Raw genomic sequence first — 17,417 nt, 5'->3', positions numbered from 1 at the left:
TGTTGACGAGTTTGCTACAGCAAATTACCGTGACCGGGGACACAAGGAGGTGGACGTGTGTCCAACCGGCGGATCACGTTCTTCATAGCCCTCGCACTCTTCGCCCAGGAGTCGACCTGGAACTTCTATGACAATCAGGTGCCCGTGCTGCTGCGCGAGCACGTGACGAGCGCGGCGCTCGTGGGCGCGCTGATGGGGATGGACAACCTGCTGGGAATCTTCATCCAGCCCTGGATCGGCAACCGGTCCGACAACACCCGGACCCGGTGGGGGCGGCGAATCCCGTACCTCGCGGTGGGCATGCCCCTGGCCGCGCTGGTCTTCGTCCTCCTGCCGTGGACCACGTCGCTGGCCACGCTGGTCGTGGTGATGTTCTGTTACGCGCTGATCGCCAACACCACACGACCGCTGGCGGAGTCGTTGGTGCCGGACTTCCTGCCCCCGCAACGGCGCAGCCGGGCGAACGCCGTCGTGAAGATCGCGACCGCACTGACCATCATCGTCGCGTCGCTGATCAGCCTGCTCGTGGTGGACGAGCATCCGAGGGCAGCCTTTGTCATCCCGTCGGTGATCATGCTGGCCGCCACGTTCGTGCTGCTGGCCAACGTGCGCGACAGCCAGTCGGCGGCCTACCAGGCCGCGGTGGCCGAGGAGGCCTCCACCGGTCCGGCCGCGGTCAGCCAACCGCTGCGGCAGATCGTCGCCGGACTGTTCACCGACCAGGACCGCCGCCGGCTCCTGCTGCTGCTGACCGTCCTGCTCTTCGGCGGGGCATGGTTCGCCTCACGGTCGCTGATCACCCCGTACGGCATGGAGGCGCTGGGCCTGAGCCGCGGCGAGGCGGGCGGGCTCACCCTGCCCAGCGGCATCGTCTACGTGGCTGCCGCCTATCCGGCCGCGCTGCTGGCCGAGCGCTTCGGACGACTGCGGATCATCGCCGTGGGCATCACCGTCTTCGCCGTTGCCCTGGCGGCGGGCGCCGTCGTGCAGACCGCCACCAGTACGGTCGTCGCGTTCTGCGTGGCCTCGGCCGGCGCCGCCGCCTTCACGATCAACGCGGCGGTGGCGCTGTGGAACCTGGCGCCGTCCAGCCGGGTGTTCGGGGCCTACACCGGCCTCTACGCGGTCACCTGGTACCTGGGCGGCTTCGGCGGCCCCGCCCTGATCGGCGCGGTGATCGACATGGTCGGCTGGGACGGGATGCTGCTCTACATCGCCGTGCTCGCCGTACTCGCCATGCTCGTCGTCGTACGTCTCGAGCGCCTGCAGCGTGTGCACCGGGCCAACCGGGCCGTCACCCTCACCGGAAGCGAATGATGTCCACCATCCTCATCACCACTGACTACCTCACCCCCGGCGACGAGGTGGACACCTACCTGACCGGGCTCGGCTTCACGACGCGGCACGACCCCATGCGGGGACCACGCCGGCCGGAGCAGCTGATCGCGGCCCTGGCCGGCGTCGAGGGGGCGCTGATCGCCAACGAGCCGATGAGCGCGGAGGTGCTGCGCCAAGCACCGGACCTGCGCGCCGTCGTGCGTACCGGAGTCGGGTACGACTCCGTCGACGTGCCCGCCGCCGGGCGGCTCGGGATCAGCGTGAGCAACCTGCCCGGGATCAACGCCAACGCGGTGGCCGAGTACACCATGGGGTTGCTGCTCGCCCAGGCCAGGTGCCTGGTGCCGATGGCCGCCGGGGTGGCCGCCGGCGGCTGGCCCCGCACCGACGGCCAGGAGCTGCGCGGCAAGACGCTCGGCCTGGTCGGGCGGGGCGCGGTGGCCCAGCGGGTGGCGCCGCTGGCCGCCGTCTTCGGCATGACGGTGCTGTGCACCGGCAGCCTGCCCGCGCCGGTCACCCGGGTCACGCTCGACGAGTTGCTGCGCGACGCCGACTTCGTGTCGGTCCACACCGCACTGACCCCGCTCACGCGCCACCTCATCGACACTGCGGCGCTGGCCCGGATGAAGCCGGGCGCACACCTGATCAACACCGCACGCGGGCCGCTCGTCGACGAGGCCGCCCTGGTCGAGGCGGTCCGGTCCGGCCGGCTGGCAGGCGCAGCCCTCGACGTGGTGGACGTGGAGCCGCTGCCCGCCGACAGCATCCTGCGCGGCGTGGCCGGCATCACTGTCTACTCGCACATGGCCGGGCAGACTGCCGAGGCCCGGCTGGCCGCGGGGATGGAGGGTGCCAAGGAGCTCGTCGCCGCCCTCGACGGCCGGCCCGCCCACTCGCTCACCGAATTGAAGGAGCCGGCATGACCACCAGGACAGCGGACGCGGACGTGATGGTGATCGGCGCAGGCCTCGCCGGGCTGGTGGCCACCGCCGAACTCGTCACCGCCGGCCGATCCGTCCTGCTGCTCGACCAGGAGCCCGAGCAGAGCCTCGGCGGCCAGGCGTTCTGGTCGTTCGGCGGCCTGTTCCTGGTCGATTCCCCCGAGCAGCGCCGGATGGGCATCCGCGACTCGACCGAACTCGCCTGGCAGGACTGGCAGGGCAGCGCCGGGTTCGACCGCCCTGAGGACGCGTGGCCACGGCGGTGGGCCGAGGCGTACGTCGACTTTGCCGCCGGCGAGAAACGCGCGTGGTTGCGGGGCCTCGGCGTCAAGATGTTCCCCATCGTCGGCTGGGCCGAACGCGGGGGCTACGACGCCACCGGACACGGCAACTCGGTGCCCCGCTTCCACATCACCTGGGGTACCGGGCCGGGCCTGCTCGAACCCTTCATCGCGATCGTGCGGGAGGCCGCCGAACGCGGCCTCGTCCGGTTCGCCTTCCGGCACCGGGTCGACGCGCTGACAATGAGCGACGGCGCGGTGGTGGGCGCCACCGGTCAAGTCCTGGAGCCCAGCGACGCCGCCCGCGGCACCGCCAGCTCGCGGGAGGCGATCGGCGACTTCGCCTACACCGCGCAAGCCGTCATCGTCACCTCCGGCGGCATCGGCGGCAACCACGACCTGGTCCGCCGCAACTGGCCCACACGGCTCGGCACCCCGCCCACACACATGATCAGCGGCGTGCCCGCCCACGTGGACGGCCGCATGTTGACCATCACGCAGGACGCCGGCGGCGCCGTGATCAACCCCGACCGGATGTGGCACTACGTCGAGGGCATCCAGAACTGGAACCCCATCTGGGACAAGCACGGCATCAGGATTCTGCCCGGACCGTCCTCCGTCTGGCTCGATGCGCGCGGACGACGGCTGCCGGTGCCGCTCTACCCCGGATTCGACACCCTCGGCACGCTCGCCCACCTGCGCACCACCGGCCACGACCACAGCTGGTTCATCCTCACCCAGAAGATCATCGAGAAGGAGTTCGCGCTCTCCGGCTCCGAGCAGAACCCGGACCTGACCGAACGCCGCGTCAAGCAGGTACTCGGCCGCCTCCGTGGCGGCGCACCGGCACCGGTGGAGGCATTCAAGCGGCAGGGCGCCGACTTCGTCGTGGCCAACCGGCTGGACGAGCTGGTGAAGGGCATGAACGCGCTCACCGACGAGCCTCTGCTGGACCCGCTCGACATCCAGCGCACGATCGAGGCACGCGACCGGGAACTGGCCAACAGCTTCACCAAGGACATGCAGATCGCCGCCATCCGCAACTTCCGAAACTACCGGGGCGACCGGCTCATGCGGACCGCAGCGCCGCACCGGTTCCTCGACCCGAAGGCCGGGCCGCTGATCGCCGTACGCCTGCATGTGCTCACCCGCAAGACCCTGGGCGGCCTGCACACCGACCTCGACGGTCGGGTGCTGGACGCCACCGGCCAGCCGGTGCCCGGGCTCTACGCCGCCGGCGAGGCCAGTGGGTTCGGTGGTGGCGGCATGCACGGCTACCGCGCGCTGGAAGGCACCTTCCTGGGCGGCTGTCTCTTCTCCGGCCGCCAGGCCGGCCGCGCCGTGGCCACCACCGTCGGATGACCGGCTCGTACCCGCGAAATGAGGAAACCGTGACCCGCGACCGCGTACGCATTCTCGTGCCCTCCGGCATGCTCGGCTCGGGATTCCCGCCCGAGATCGTCGACCGTGGACTGGAACTCGGTGCCGACGTCATCGCCGTGGACGGAGGGTCCACCGATTCCGGCCCGTACTATCTGGGCACCGGCACGGCCAAGACCACCGCCGCGGCCGTGGCCCGCGACCTGCGCCTCCTGCTCCGGGCGGCGGCGAAGGCGCGCATTCCGCTGATCGTCGGCTCGTGCGGCACCAGCGGCACCGACTCCGGCGTGGACTGGGTCGCCGGGATCGCCCGCGGCATCCTGGCCGAGGAAGGGCTGGACCTGCGGGTCGCCACCATCTACAGCGAGCAGCGGGCCATCGACCTCAAGGACCATCTCGACAAGGGCCGGATCCACCCGCTCCCGCCGGCCGGCGACCTCGACCCGGCGACGTTGGACAGCTGCCAGCACATCGTCGCGATGATGGGCCACGAGCCGATCGCTGAGGCGCTGGCGGGCGGAGCCGACGTGGTACTGGCCGGGCGCGCCACCGACACCGCCCTGGCCGCCGCCTTCCCGCTGATGGCCGGCATGCCGGCCGGCCCGACCTGGCACGCCGCCAAGATCATCGAATGCGGCGCGCAGTGCACCACGAACCCGCGGTCCAGCGGTGTCTTCGCCACCATCGACGCCACCGGCTTCACCATCGAGCCGCTCGATCCGGCCGTCGCCTGCACGCCCACCTCGGTCGCGGCGCACATGCTCTACGAGACCGCCGACCCGTTCTCGATGCGGGAACCGGCCGGCACGCTGATGGTCGCCGACGCCACCTACCGGGCCCTGGACGAGCGGCGGGTACGGGTGGAGGGCTCCCTGTTCGAGCCGGCCCCGTACACGAACAAGCTTGAGGGGGCCCGGATCACCGGCTACGAGACGATGTCGTTCACCGCCATCCGCGACCCGCACATCCTCGGCCAGATCACCACCTGGGCGCAGCTGCTGCGCCGGGTCACCGAGGATCGGGTCGCCCAGACGCTCGGGCTCAGCGCCGACGACTACGCCTTCGACATTCGCCTGTACGGCTACGACGCCGTGCTGGAGGCAAAGGACCCGGACACCCGGACACCCCGGGAGGTCGGCGTGATGCTCCTGGTCAGCGCCGTGGATCAGCACACGGCCACCGCCGTCGCGAAGATCGCCAATCCGCTCATGCTTCACCTGCCCACGCCCGACATGGACTACCTGCCCAGCCTGGCGTTCCCCTACTCCCCCGCAGAGACCGAGCGCGGGGCAGCGTACGAGTTCGTCCTCAACCACGTCGTCGACGTGGACTCGCCCACCAGCCTCTTCCGCATCCACCTCCCGGAGGACAGCGATGCCCGCTAACGCCCGCCCCCGCACCGTCGCCGACCTCGCGCTGGAGGTTCGGTCGAAGAACGCCGGCCCGTTCTGGGTGACGATGGAGCTGTTCATGCGCGACCCTTCCGGGTACGCCGTGGTGGCCGACCCGGGCTTCCTGGACGCCCCGCTGATCGCCCGCCTCTACGGCGTACCGGCTGACGCCATCCGCATCTTCCGGATACCGGCGCTGAACGTCGTCAAGATTTCGTTCCCGCGCCCCGTGGCGCAGGGCAGCCTGCGCGACCGCGATATCCACGCCGGGCAGCACCATGTGCCCCTGGCCATGCTCCCGCTACCGGAGTCGCACTGAGACCAGTGCCAACCGGGTCGGCGGGAGCCGCCCGATCGCGCTGCCGGGGGGCCGGCCGCCGCCCGTGCCGGCCGTGATCCACCTCGCAGTACTTGCCTCTCACGTTGGCGTGAGGTTTTAGCGTGGTGGCATGCAGATCAACGGCTCAACAGCTCTCGTGACCGGTGCCAACCGCGGGCTCGGCAAGGCCTTCGCCGAGGCACTCCTCGCCCGCGGCGCCACCGTCTACGCGACCGCCCGTCGCGTGGAAAGCATCGACATCCCCGGTGCCGTCGCCCTCCAGATGGACATCACGGATCCAGCGTCCATCGAGGCCGCGGCAGGCAAGGTGGGCGACCTCAACATCCTCATCAACAACGCCGGTACCTCCACCGAAGCCCCGCTGCTCGGCCCCTCCCTGGACAACATCCGCCACGACTTCGACACCAACTTCTGGGGCACCCTCAACGTCACCCGCACCTTCGCACCGAGGCTGGCCGGTGGCGCCATCCTCAACGTCATCTCGGCGCTGAGCTGGTACGCCTTCGCCCCCGGCAGCAACGGCTACGCCGCCTCCAAGGCCGCGGAGTGGTCCCTGACGAACGGCATCCGACTCGAGTTGGCCGACCAGAAGACCCTGGTCACCGCCCTGGCGCTGGCGATCGCCGACACGGACATGATGGCCGGCATCGACATCCCCAAGCTCCCGCCCCACGAGGTGGTCAGCCAGGCTCTCGACGGACTGGAAGCGGGCAAGATCGAAGTCATCGCCGACAAGCCCACCGCCAACGTCAAGGCCTCCCTCTCAGGCGACCCCGCCCTCTTCTACGCCGACATCACCGGCAACCTCTTCAGGTGACGTCGCCGGGGGCACCCCGGACCAGGTCCGGTCGCCTCGGGCGGATCGTCTGGACGCGGTTCATGCTGCCCGACGAAGTGCTCTCAGTTCGCCGGGACGCCGGCCCGGTGCGCCAGCAGGCCCGCCTGGGTGCGGTTGTCGCAGCCGAGCTTCTCCAACAGTCGGGAGACGTACCCCTTGACCGTCGCCTCGGAGAGGCGCAGTCGTCGGGCGATCTGCTGGTTGGAGCGGCCGGCGCCGAGACAGCCGAGGACCTCGACCTCCCGGGCGGTGAGCGTGGCGACCAGTTCGCGGACCCGTTCTCCGCCGTGCCGGCTCAGCACCAGCCGCTGGGTCGCGGTCGGGGACAGCACCGTGTGCCCGGCAGCGGCGACCCGTACCAGGTTGACGAGATCCTCCGGCGCCGTCGACTTGAGCAGGAAACCGACGGCACCCGCCCGCATCGCCCGCAGCACGTACTCGTCGAGGTCGAACGTGGTCAGCGCGACGATCCTCGGTGGCGCCGAGGACCGGTTGAGGTGCTCGATGGCGGTGAGCCCGTCGACGCCGGGCATCCGCAGGTCCATCAGGACCAGGTCCGGCCGGTACCGGGTCACCGCCTCCACGGCCTCCGCGCCGTCGTACGCCTCGCCGACGACCTCGACGTCGGGGGCCGCTTCGAGAATCGTCCGCAGGTAGGCGCAGACCATCCGTTCGTCGTCGACGAGCAGGATCCGGATCATCGCGGCACGTACCCGGGAAGGGTCGCCCGCACCACGAAGCCGCCCTCCGGGGTCGCCGCCGCGGCCAGGGTGCCGCCCAGCACGTCGACCCGACTCCGCAGGCCGGCCAGGCCGCAGCCGCCGCCGGCGGCGGCGAGGTCCGGGTCGGGGGCACGGTCGGGCCGGTCGTTGGTCACTGTCGCGCGGACCAGATCCGGCTGATAGCGGATCGACACGGTCACCTGCGAGCCCGGCGCGTGCTTGTGCACGTTCGTCAGCGATTCCTGCACCACCCGGAAGAGGGTGCGCCGCATGGCCGGTGCCAGCGCCGACGGGTCACCCTCCTCGTCGAGACGGACCGGCAGGCCGACCGCGCGCGAGTCGGTCACGAGATCGCTCAGGTCGCCCTCCGCAGCCGGGTCCTCCGTCGCGACGCGGATCGTCAGTGGGTCGCCGTGCCGCAGCACACCGACCAGGTCGCGCAACTCGGCCAGCGCCTGACAGCCCGTCGTCCGCAACTCCTCGGCGGCGCTGCGAACGGCGGGATCCGTGGTGCTGGTGCCCAGCGCCCCGGCGTGCAGCACCATGAGGTTGATCCGGTGGGTCACCACGTCGTGCATCTCGCCGGCAATCCGGAGCCGCTCGTCGCTACGGGCCTGCTCGGCAAGGAGCAGCCGCTCCTGCTCGGCGCGTTCGGCGCGGTCGAGCAGCTCCGCGACGAGCCGGCGGCGGGCACTCACGTAGAGGCCGAGCAGGGCCGAGATGGCCAGCAGTCCGGGCCCGCTGAACGGGTCGTCGACCGTCCACAGCCGCGCGCCGAGCAGCCAGCACACCCCGAGCACCGCGATCACCGCCCAGGACCGCCGGCGGTCGCGACCGTAGACGATCACCGCGTACGGCACGAGAAAGACTGCCGACGCCGGCACCAGCAGGCTGACGCCGGCTATGACCAGAGCCATCGGGTACGGCCGGCGCCGACGCAGCAGCAGGGTGGCCGCCACGGCGACCTGCACCACCGCGTAGACCCAGACGGGGGCCGGGAGATGCCTCGACCCGGCGCTCGGAAAGGCGACCTCACGGGCCACGCCGGCCGCCGCCGCTACGACGACCAGCAGCACGTCGACGGCGAGCGGCGGCACCTTCCGGCGGTCCACCGCGCTCATGCGTTGCACGTTAGCCGGGCCGGCCAGGATCGGCGCGGCGAGCAACAGGAGTAGCGACGAAGGAACCGGGGGACGCGACGAAGGTAGGTCGCGGAGGCGACCTCCGGGGGCTGTCCCGACCGGACACGACCGCGGTGGCATTGACGGATGGCACACTCGACCGATCCCGTGGCGCAACCGGCTGGGCCCCACCGCATCGACGAACTTGACGCGCTGCGTGGGCTCGCGCTCCTCGGCATCGTCATGTTCAACATCGTCCAGATGACCCACCTGACCCGGGTTTCCGGGCCTGCTGGTGAGCACGTCGGCGCGTACCTCTGGGAGCTGCTCTTCGTCCAGCGGCCGTTCCCGATCTTCTCGCTGCTCTTCGGGATCAGCTTCTCGCTCTTCCTGCGGACGGCGGCTCGGCGCACCGACCGGCCCCGACTGGTGCTGCTGCGCCGGCTGCTCTGGCTGGGCCTCTTCGGCGCGCTGCACACAGTGATCCAGCCCGGCGAGGTGCTGAAGTTCTACGCCGTGTTCGGGCTGGTCGTGCTCCTGCCGGCGTCGTACCTGTCCCGGCGCTGGGTGCTCGGGCTGGGCATCGTGTTGACCCTCGCCGCCGCGCTGACCTTCAACGGTGTCTTCATCATCCCGGGGCTCTTCCTGCTCGGCCTGGCGATCGCGGAGTACGGCATCCCGGACACGCTGCCATCGCGGGGCCGGCACCTCGCGGTCGCCTTCGCCGTCGCGGTTCCGGTAGCTGCGGTCATGGGCTGGTTGCAGCTCCGGGCTGGAGTCGGCCCGACCGCCAACTACCGCATCCTGCCGGCCGGCCTCGCCTTCGCCTTCCTCTTCACCGTCGGGTTCCTGCTGCTGATGCGAACCGCTCTGCGACGGCCGCTCGGCGCGCTGCTGTCGCCGCTCGGTCGGGTGGCGCTCACCAACTATGTCGCCGCGTCGTTCCTGATCGTGGCCGGTGACGCGCTGCTCGAGATCGGCTCCCGGTCCTCCTACTCGGCCGTCGTCGGACTGGGCGTGGCGATCGGAGTCGTGCAGGCGATCTTCAGCGTGTTGTGGCTGCGCTGGTTCCGGTACGGCCCGCTCGAATGGCTCTGGCGGTGCCTCACCTGGTGGCAGCGGGTGCCGATCCGCCGCGCCTGACGCGGCGACGGCCGATAGAACCTGGGTACCACCGGCGGGTCGGAAGAGCCGACCCCGGTACCACGATGAGGGCTGCGCCCAGACCTAGCGTGGTGAGCATGATTCAGGTACGCGAGGTAACCAAGCGGTACGGCGCGAAGACTGTCGTCGACCAGCTGTCATTCACCGCGAAGCCCGGACAGGTCACCGGCTTCCTCGGACCCAACGGCGCCGGCAAGTCGACGACCATGCGGATGATCGTCGGTCTCGATGCGCCGACCTCGGGTGACGTGCTGGTCAACGGCAAGCCCTACACATCGTCGAAGGCACCGCTGCACGAGATCGGCGTTCTGCTCGAGGCCAAGGCCGTGCACCCGGGGCGCACGGCGATCAGCCACCTGCTCTCCATGGCTCGGACGAACGGCATTTCGCGCTCGCGCGTCGATGAGGTGCTCGACCTGGTCGGCCTCGCGGCCGTCGCCCACAAGCGGGTCGGCGCATTCTCCCTCGGCATGGGCCAGCGGCTCGGCATCGCCGCCGCGCTGCTCGGCGACCCGGCCGTGGTGATGCTCGACGAGCCGGTAAACGGTCTCGATCCCGAGGGTGTCCTCTGGGTGCGCAACCTGCTCACCGGCCTGGCCGCTGAAGGCCGCACCGTGATGCTGTCCTCGCACCTGATGAGCGAGGTCTCGCGGATCGCGGACCACCTGGTCATCATCGGCCGGGGCAGGCTGCTGGCCGACACCACCGTGGCCGACTTCGTGACCGCCGAGGGGGTCCGGGTCGTCACTCCCGCCCCGGACGCGCTGCGCACGACGATTGCCGGCCCGGGCATCACGGTCACCTCGACAGGTGCCGAGGAACTGCTCGTCGCCGGCGCCTCCGCCCGCGTGATCGGGCTGGCCGCGGCTGCCCGCGGCATCCCGCTGTTCGAGCTCACCCCGCAGAACGCCTCGCTGGAAGAGGCGTTCATGGACCTGACCCGCGACGCTGTTGAATACGAGGCCGCCCGATGAAGATCACCCCTGGTGGCGTCGTCGCCGCCGAATGGACCAAGTTCTCCTCCCTGCGCTCCACCTGGATCACGACCGGCATTTCCGTCTTCCTCCTGATCGCCTTCGGCATGATCGCCTCGGCGTCCTTCTCGGGCGACAACATGAGCTCGGTGGGCCTGGTCCTGTCCGGCAGCATCCTGGCCGCCCTTTCCGTCGGTGTGCTCGGCGTGCTGCTGGGCGCGAGCGAATACACCACCGGCATGATCCGGGCGACCCTCGCCGCGGTGCCGCGCCGGTTGCCGGTGCTGTGGTCGAAGAGCCTCGTGGCTGGCTTGGCCGCCTTCGTCACGATGACCGTCGGCGCTTTCGCCGCTTTCGCGGCAGGGTCGGCCGTACTCAACGACAACGTCGACGCCTTGGGCCTCGGTGACGACGGTGTGCTGCGGGCCCTGATCGGTGCCGGCGTCTACCTCGGCCTGGTCGCGGTGCTCGGCGTCGCGCTCGGCATGCTCGTCCGTTCCAGCGCCGGCGCCATCACCATCCTGGCCGGCCTGCTGCTGATCGTGCCCGGTCTGGCCCCGCTGCTGCCAGACTCGATCGCCGATGCCGTCACCCCGTACCTCCCCAGCAACGCGGGCGGCGCCGTGATGGCGCTGACTCCCACGGACGGCACGCTGGGTCCGTGGGCCGGTCTCGCGGTCTTCGCCGGGTACGTGGTCGTGACGCTCGCTGCCGCCGCTTATCGGCTCAAGAAGACCGACGCGTAAGGGAGACTCGGGCGATGAGCACGCAGGGATGGCTCGTGGACCGGCAGGCACGGCTGCGGGCGTTCGACCGGCGCCACCCGTGGGTGACGGACACCCTGGTAGCCGTCCCGATCGTGCTCTTCAGCATCCCGAACATCATCGAGAAACCCCTGTCGGCGACCATCGCGACCCTGGTGCTGCTGCCACCGCTCTACTGGCGGCGGCGGTACCCGTTCCCGGCGTTCCTGGCCACCGTAGCCACCGACCTGCTCCTCAGCGGGCTAGGCATCAGCGTCGGCGCCGGGGTGATCCTGCTGGTGGTGCTCTTCGGGGTGGCCTCCCGAGGTACCTGGCGGTCGCTGGCCTGGGCGTCCGGGATCACGGTGGCCCAGCTTCTCGCTGAGATCTACCTGTTCGGGTCGGTCACGCAGAACCGCACCCTCACGTCGTTGCTGGCTCTCGGGGCGACAGTGGCGGCGGTCGCGTCCGGCGTCGCGGTGCGCACCCGCCGGGCGTACCTCATCGCCCTGGAGGATCGGGCCGCCCGCCTCGAAATCGAACGGGATCAGCAGGCCCGCCTGGCCGTCGCTGAGGAGCGGGCCCGGGTGGCCCGGGAGATGCACGACATCGTCGGCCACCACGTGTCGGTGATCGTCGGCCTCGCCGACGGCAGCGCCGCCCTCGCCAGATCGCGGCAGGAGCAGACCGCCGAACCGCTCCGGCTGATCGGCGAAACCGGCCGCCAGGCGCTCGCGGAGCTGCGCCGGGTGCTGGGCGTGCTGCGCGGGGAGGACACCGACCCGCAGCTGAGGCCGCAGCCCGACATCGACGACCTCGACCGACTGCTGCCGAGCGTGCGGGCAGCCGGGCTGCCAGTCACCTACTCCACCTCGGGTGAGCTGCACACCCTCAGCAAGGGGCTGCAGCTCGCGGTCTACCGCATCGTCCAGGAAGCGCTCACCAACATCCTCAAACACGCCGGACGGGGCGCGACCGCCGACGTGAGTCTCAGTGTCTCCGACGGAGAGGTACGGGTCCGCGTGCGCGACAACGGCCGGGGCGCCCCCGCCGCCCCGAGCCACGGTCTGCTCGGCATGCGTGAGCGCGGGGCCATGTACGGCGGGGTGGTGACCGCCGGCCCGGCAGAGCACGGCTGGGTGGTCGACGTCGTCCTCAAGGAGCCCGCATGACAACCGTGCTGATCGCCGACGACCAACCGCTGCAGCGCATGGGCTTCAAGATGCTGCTCGACGGAACACCCGGAATGACCGTCGTCGGCGAGGCCTCGGGCGGCGCCGAGGCGGTCCGGATGATCGACCAGAGCCGCCCCGACGTGGTGCTGATGGACGTACGCATGCCCGGCATGGACGGCATCGAGGCGACCCGTCGCATAACGGCGGCCGGCTCGCGCACCCGCGTCCTGATCCTGACCACCTTCGAACTGGACGAATACGTCTATGCCGGGCTGCGGGCCGGCGCGAGCGGTTTCCTGCTCAAGGACGCCCGGCCCGAAGAGCTCATCGCGGCCATCCGCGCCGTGGCTGCCGGCGACTCGGTGGTCGCTCCCAGCCTGACCCGCAAGCTGATGGACGCCTACCTGCAGGAATCGGCGCCGGCCACGTCCGAGGATCCCCGCCTGGGGGCGCTGAGCGAGCGGGAGCGCGAGGTGCTCGAAGCGATCGGCCAGGGCGCCACAAACACCGAGATCGCCGAACGCTTCACGCTGACCGAGTCGACGGTGAAGAAGCACGTCGGACGGGTCCTGTTCAAGATCGGCGCCCGCGACCGGATCCAGGCGGTGATCTTCGCGTACGACAACGGCCTGGTCCACCCTCGCTGACCGGCGCAAGGGTGGTGACCCATCGCCCCGGTGGGTCACACGCCGGTTCGCCCGTCGATGCACTCGCGCAGGAGGTCGGCGTGACCAGCGTGCCGCGCGTACTCCTCGATCACGTGGAGGAGCACGTCGCGCGTGGCGTGGCTGCCACCGTCGACCGGTACCTCACGGCCCAGGTCGGCCTCATCGAGGGCATCGAGCCATTCGTCGGCCTTGGCGATCTCGGCCTTCCAGGTCGCGAAGGCGTCCTTCACCACCGCCGGATCGGCGACCGCACCCCCGAAGTCCCAATCCGGGTCTTCCTCGTGCTGGTAAAGGCACGGCGTGTCGGTCCGTCCTTGGAGTACACGCTGGAACCATTGGTGCTCCATCTGAGCCAGATGGCGGACCAGGCCGAGCAGGCTCAGGGTGCTGGGCGGCACCGAGCGTCGGCCGAGCTGCTCAGCGTCCAGTCCGTCGCACTTCATTTCTATGGTGAGACGGTAGTTGCCGAGGTACTCCCGGTAGGTGGCCTTTTCGCCGACGGGCTGACCGAAGGCTCTGGGGTCGTCCTCAGGGTCGGTCCACAGTTTACTCACGGCGCCACCCAATCGCGGGCGCACCGCACCAGTCAAGCGAGTTGCGGTGCCCCGAATTCGACGGCCGCCACGCGGAATTTGTTCGTCGTTCGCGCATCGGCCAGAAGCGAATGTCGCCCGATCCGATCCGTCCCAGGACATGCACGACAGCCGGCCTTGACGGTACGACGAGCCCGGTGACGATGGGTGACAGCCGACCTTGGCATGATCCCGGCCAGTTCCTAGATCGTTGACCGGTATTTCTCCTCTTCACTCGTGCCACTATTATCTCCTCCGCTCCCGGTCAATGGTCCCGAATGGAACCCCTGTCCGGAAACCTCCGGGCAGCCCAATGCTGGGATCTTGATTTGGTGGTCTTGTCGTACCGGGCCCCTACGATGTGCCGATGACGCGATTCGTGCAGCGGCCCGACTACGAGGGTGCGGAGTTCATCGACCTGTCAATGGCCAGCGCAACCTTCCGCGAGGTGGATCTCGGCGGCGCCCGGATGCGTGGCGTGCTGCTGTTGGACGCCGACATCGACGGAGCGATCGACGGCCTGCGCGTCAACGGCGTGGAGGTCATGCCATTGATCGAGGCCGAGCTGGATCGCCTGCACCCCGAACGGCTTCGACTGCAGCCAACCACACCCGAGACGATGTGCGATGCGGTGGATGTCATCGAGGAGCTGTGGCAAGCGACGCTGCGACGCGCAAGCGTGCTGCCAGAGGAAGCCGTCCACAGATCAGTGAACGACGAATGGTCGCTCGCCCAAACCCTGCGTCACACGATCTTCGTCGTGGACGCCTGGTATGGCCACGCGGCGGCCCTTCGCCCGAACCCGTTCCATCCGATCGGCGTACCCGCATCGTTCACCACCAACGGCACCGAGTTCGGCATCGACGAGTCGGCCGCGCCCACCCTCGGCGAAATCCTCGCCGTGCGCGCCGAGCGGATCGCCGATCTGCGCGCATATCTGGCGCAGGTCACGCAGGAGGAGCTGGATCGCGTGCGGGGGCCGAACACCGCGATCGGCTGCCCGCCGCCCGCCGAACGTACGGCGGTCAAGTGCCTGCAAGTCATCTTCAGCGACCAGTGGGCGCACGTGCAGTTCGCCGACCGCGACCTGGCCATCCTGGAACAGGAGTATGCGTGATGCTCCGGGAGGCCCACTGCTACACCGTCCGCGTACTCGTTTGGCCAAACGCAGAATTCGCCGGTGGTGTTGATGTGGTAGGTGTGACACGTCGCGCAGGTCCTGCTGCGGTACAACGATGAACGGCACTGGCTGCGGGTAGCGCCGGCCCGGGTGGGCCACCTGTTCCCCCGGCTGCTGGCGCAAAGCGAGTACAACCAGCGTCTCAAGCAGGCCGCCACGCTGATGGAGGCCGAGCTGCGGTGGCTGGCCGAACACACCTATGCATCCGCTGAACCGCTGCGCCTGATGGACGCCACCCCGATCCCCTGCGGGCAGCCACGCACCACCAGCCAACGCTCGGATCTGTTCGGCTGGGCCGGCTACGGCTACGAGTCGGCGCACAGCCGCTGGTACTGGGGGGTCAAACTGTTGCTGATCACCACCGCCGACGGCACCGTCACCGGGTTCGGCCTGGCCAACCCCAAACTGTTCGGCGAACGCGAAGCGACCCGCCAGATTCTGGCCCGCCAGCCCGCTAACCAGCCCGCCCCGGGCACCACCGTGGTCACCGACAAGGGCTTGTCCGGCCAGGGCAGCGAGCAACTGTTCACCGACCTGGGCCTGCTCCTGATCCGCCCGGCTCGCAAGGACGAGAAATGTTGATCGACGGTGCTCGGATCACCCACGGCGACGTTGAGTACGTGATCAAGGCGCATCCGGCCGGCACGGTGACGCTGCCGAGTGGTCAGGTCGTCGGTTGCGATCCGCTGATTGCCCCCGACACGGCGGCACCGTTCACGGTCACGGTCACTCCTGGCCGGTATCGGCTGGCCGCGTGGGTTGCGACGATCCACCAGAGCGGGAGCGGATCGCAGGACCGTACGGCCGCCCTTCAGCTCGTTGTGAGGGATCGGCCGACGGTGCGCTGGGAGCTGGCGCTGACGGACGGGCAGGAGCCCGTCGACCTGGGAGCGGACGGGTTCTTCGGCTATCCCGTCGACGCGGGCGTGGGGACACTGGCGGAGGTGGTGGCCGTGCGGGCGCTGGCTCGATGGGAGGTCGACCCGGTGGACGAGGTCTTCATCCCGGCGCAGGTGCCACCCGCACCAGCCGCTGTCGATGCGATCGTGGATGAAGCGACCGGAGCCAACGTGATCATCGTCAGCTCCGGGTGGGGCGACGGCATCTACCCGACCTTCATTGGTTTTGGCGCCGACGGCGAGGTGACCAGTTACGTCACCGATTTTCTGGTCATCCCGGACCAGACGGCAGAAGTCTGATCCAACCGCTGCCGCTGCACTTCGCCCTCCGCGGCGTCGTTTCCTGGCACGATCAAGCGCACACTCCGCATCCTTGTCGCGGACCATGAGGGCGTCCACGCGGTGCGCCCGCGACCATAATCAGCGTCGCCGCCCGCCTGGTGGACTCCTGTCGGATGTCGAACACTTCCCGCATGTCGGGCCACGGGTGCGCAGCCGGCGCGGGGACCGGCATCCTGGCACCGGACTGATCTCCCCTGCGGTCGGGTCGTCCCCAGAGCCCGTTGCGGGCCGGCCAGGGGGCTGTGACACGGATCCCGGAGAGGACGCCGCCGTCGGCCGACCAGGGGCGGCGCCGCCCACCGACGGGGCATACCCGATCGGACCCCTGCTCACAACCGTCCTTCCCGCCGATCCGACCAGCCGCCCCGACATGTACCGCGAATCGCGCCACAGTGGACTCGTGTGACGCACGGGCGAGGCCACGGCCCTTGCCATCGCCGACCTACCGTGAGCACGCCACCGCTCACAACGATGTCGCCCGGTGGCCGGCAGAACGGTCACGGACGCCAACGCGTGACGGTCCGTGGTGCGCAAATCGGGGGAAGAACATATGGACATCAATATTCTAGGGCCAGTGCGGGCGCGCGTCGACGACCGGTCCGGCGGCCAGACCACGACCATGCGGGAGAGCGACCTGGGGGGCACCAAGCCTCGCACGGTGCTCGCCGTCCTCCTACTCGCCAGAGACGGCGCGGTCGGCGACGACCGGCTCAGTGAGCTGCTGTGGGGCAGCCGGCCGCCCACCACCGCCATCGGACAACTGCACACCTACGCCTCCCGGCTGCGCCGCGAGCTGGGCCGCGAGGTGCCGCTGCTGCGGGTCGGGCGGGGCTACCGGCTGATCAGTGAGCACCTGCGGGTCGACTATGCCGAATTCCTGCGCCTCACGACCGCAGGCCGGCAGGCGCTGGCCCAGGGGCATCCCGAACGGGCCGCGCCGCAACTGCGCCGCGCCCTGCTCCTCTGGCGCGGAGACGCCCTCACCGACGTCACCTCCCACCTGGCGGCAGCCGAACGGCCACGACTGGAGGAGCTGCAGCTCGAGGCCCTGGAGGGCCGCGCGGAGGCCGACCTCCTGCTCGGGGAGCACGGCCGGCTGGTCTGCGAGCTGACCGGCCTGGTCGCCCGGTATCCGCTGCGGGAGCGGCTTCGGGCCCAGCTGATGATCGCGCTGTGTCGCTCGGGTCGCCAGGCCGACTCGCTCGACGTCTACCAGGCGGGGCGGCGGATCCTCACCGAGGAACTAGGCGTCGACCCGGGCCCCCTGCTGCAGGCAGCCCAGTGCGCGGTGCTCGCCGGCGGGACGGTGGCCAACGACGGCGCGGTACTGGCCGGCGTTCGATAGCGC

General features: G+C 70.1%; 18 protein-coding genes. 15 read left to right on the top strand and 3 right to left on the bottom strand.

Annotation, left to right across the window (positions count from 1 at the left end):
• Positions 1–57 precede the first annotated feature (57 nt).
• The 6 genes from ACGF3C_RS20190 (at position 58) to ACGF3C_RS20165 (ending at position 6,488) form a co-directional block, all read left to right on the top strand.
• A complete protein-coding gene (locus ACGF3C_RS20190; protein ID WP_393224062.1) occupies positions 58–1,317 on the top strand; it encodes an MFS transporter in 1,260 nt (419 codons plus the stop codon).
• On the top strand, positions 1,317–2,261 hold the full coding sequence (locus ACGF3C_RS20185; protein WP_393224059.1) for a phosphoglycerate dehydrogenase: 945 nt from the start codon (positions 1,317–1,319) through the stop codon (positions 2,259–2,261). The genes ACGF3C_RS20190 and ACGF3C_RS20185 overlap by 1 nt, the downstream gene beginning before the upstream one ends.
• Positions 2,258–3,922 (top strand): FAD-binding dehydrogenase, encoded by a 1,665-nt coding sequence (locus tag ACGF3C_RS20180; protein WP_393224056.1) that lies wholly within the window; start codon positions 2,258–2,260, stop codon positions 3,920–3,922. The genes ACGF3C_RS20185 and ACGF3C_RS20180 overlap by 4 nt, the downstream gene beginning before the upstream one ends.
• 29 nt (positions 3,923–3,951) lie before the next feature.
• Positions 3,952–5,325, top strand: coding sequence for an acyclic terpene utilization AtuA family protein (locus tag ACGF3C_RS20175; protein ID WP_393224053.1), 1,374 nt, complete (start codon positions 3,952–3,954; stop codon positions 5,323–5,325).
• Positions 5,315–5,650, top strand: coding sequence for a DUF4387 domain-containing protein (locus ACGF3C_RS20170; RefSeq protein WP_393224050.1), 336 nt, complete (start codon positions 5,315–5,317; stop codon positions 5,648–5,650). The genes ACGF3C_RS20175 and ACGF3C_RS20170 overlap by 11 nt, the downstream gene beginning before the upstream one ends.
• 130 nt (positions 5,651–5,780) lie before the next feature.
• On the top strand, positions 5,781–6,488 hold the full coding sequence (locus ACGF3C_RS20165) for an SDR family oxidoreductase (RefSeq protein ID WP_393224047.1): 708 nt from the start codon (positions 5,781–5,783) through the stop codon (positions 6,486–6,488).
• 83 nt (positions 6,489–6,571) lie between these two features.
• Here the strand turns inward: ACGF3C_RS20165 and ACGF3C_RS20160 are convergent, their stop codons facing one another.
• Both ACGF3C_RS20160 and ACGF3C_RS20155 read right to left on the bottom strand, forming a co-directional pair.
• Positions 6,572–7,210, bottom strand: coding sequence for a response regulator (locus ACGF3C_RS20160; protein ID WP_393224044.1), 639 nt, complete (start codon positions 7,208–7,210; stop codon positions 6,572–6,574).
• Positions 7,207–8,352, bottom strand: coding sequence for a sensor histidine kinase (locus ACGF3C_RS20155; RefSeq protein ID WP_393224041.1), 1,146 nt, complete (start codon positions 8,350–8,352; stop codon positions 7,207–7,209). The genes ACGF3C_RS20160 and ACGF3C_RS20155 overlap by 4 nt, the downstream gene beginning before the upstream one ends.
• 147 nt (positions 8,353–8,499) lie before the next feature.
• On the opposite strand from ACGF3C_RS20155, the gene ACGF3C_RS20150 reads away from it, so the two are divergent.
• The 5 genes from ACGF3C_RS20150 to ACGF3C_RS20130 all read left to right on the top strand — a co-directional run bounded on the left by ACGF3C_RS20150 (position 8,500) and on the right by ACGF3C_RS20130 (position 13,055).
• On the top strand, positions 8,500–9,495 hold the full coding sequence (locus tag ACGF3C_RS20150) for a DUF418 domain-containing protein (RefSeq protein ID WP_393224038.1): 996 nt from the start codon (positions 8,500–8,502) through the stop codon (positions 9,493–9,495).
• Positions 9,496–9,593: 98 nt separating this feature from the next.
• Positions 9,594–10,490: an ABC transporter ATP-binding protein gene (locus ACGF3C_RS20145; RefSeq protein WP_393224035.1), complete on the top strand. Its 897-nt coding sequence runs from the start codon at positions 9,594–9,596 to the stop codon at positions 10,488–10,490.
• A complete protein-coding gene (locus ACGF3C_RS20140; protein WP_393224032.1) occupies positions 10,487–11,236 on the top strand; it encodes an ABC transporter permease in 750 nt (249 codons plus the stop codon). The genes ACGF3C_RS20145 and ACGF3C_RS20140 overlap by 4 nt, the downstream gene beginning before the upstream one ends.
• Before the next feature lie 14 nt (positions 11,237–11,250).
• The gene (locus ACGF3C_RS20135) at positions 11,251–12,405 is read left to right on the top strand and encodes a sensor histidine kinase (RefSeq protein WP_393224029.1); all 1,155 of its coding nucleotides are present in this window, start codon (positions 11,251–11,253) and stop codon (positions 12,403–12,405) included.
• A complete protein-coding gene (locus ACGF3C_RS20130; protein WP_393224026.1) occupies positions 12,402–13,055 on the top strand; it encodes a response regulator in 654 nt (217 codons plus the stop codon). Before ACGF3C_RS20135 ends, ACGF3C_RS20130 begins: the two co-directional genes overlap by 4 nt.
• Before the next feature lie 35 nt (positions 13,056–13,090).
• Here ACGF3C_RS20130 and ACGF3C_RS20125 read toward each other — a convergent pair whose 3' ends face one another.
• Positions 13,091–13,654, bottom strand: coding sequence for a DinB family protein (locus ACGF3C_RS20125; RefSeq protein ID WP_393224023.1), 564 nt, complete (start codon positions 13,652–13,654; stop codon positions 13,091–13,093).
• A 361-nt stretch (positions 13,655–14,015) separates the two neighbouring features.
• On the opposite strand from ACGF3C_RS20125, the gene ACGF3C_RS20120 reads away from it, so the two are divergent.
• The 4 genes from ACGF3C_RS20120 (at position 14,016) to ACGF3C_RS20105 (ending at position 17,414) form a co-directional block, all read left to right on the top strand.
• Complete coding sequence (locus ACGF3C_RS20120; protein WP_357230907.1) at positions 14,016–14,765, top strand: DinB family protein; 750 nt, start codon at positions 14,016–14,018, stop codon at positions 14,763–14,765.
• A gap of 153 nt (positions 14,766–14,918) precedes the next feature.
• Positions 14,919–15,410 (top strand): hypothetical protein, encoded by a 492-nt coding sequence (locus ACGF3C_RS20115; RefSeq protein ID WP_393224019.1) that lies wholly within the window; start codon positions 14,919–14,921, stop codon positions 15,408–15,410.
• Complete coding sequence (locus ACGF3C_RS20110; protein ID WP_393224016.1) at positions 15,404–16,027, top strand: DUF4241 domain-containing protein; 624 nt, start codon at positions 15,404–15,406, stop codon at positions 16,025–16,027. The genes ACGF3C_RS20115 and ACGF3C_RS20110 overlap by 7 nt, the downstream gene beginning before the upstream one ends.
• Positions 16,028–16,643: 616 nt before the next feature.
• Complete coding sequence (locus ACGF3C_RS20105) at positions 16,644–17,414, top strand: BTAD domain-containing putative transcriptional regulator (protein WP_393224014.1); 771 nt, start codon at positions 16,644–16,646, stop codon at positions 17,412–17,414.
• The last annotated feature ends 3 nt before the right edge of the window (positions 17,415–17,417 follow it).

It is taken from the genome of Micromonospora sp. NPDC047762, assembly GCF_043204655.1.
Classification (GTDB): Bacteria; Actinomycetota; Actinomycetes; order Mycobacteriales; family Micromonosporaceae; genus Micromonospora.
The sequence above is the reverse complement of the archived record's forward strand: the minus strand, read 5'-3'. Positions and strand labels throughout refer to the sequence as shown.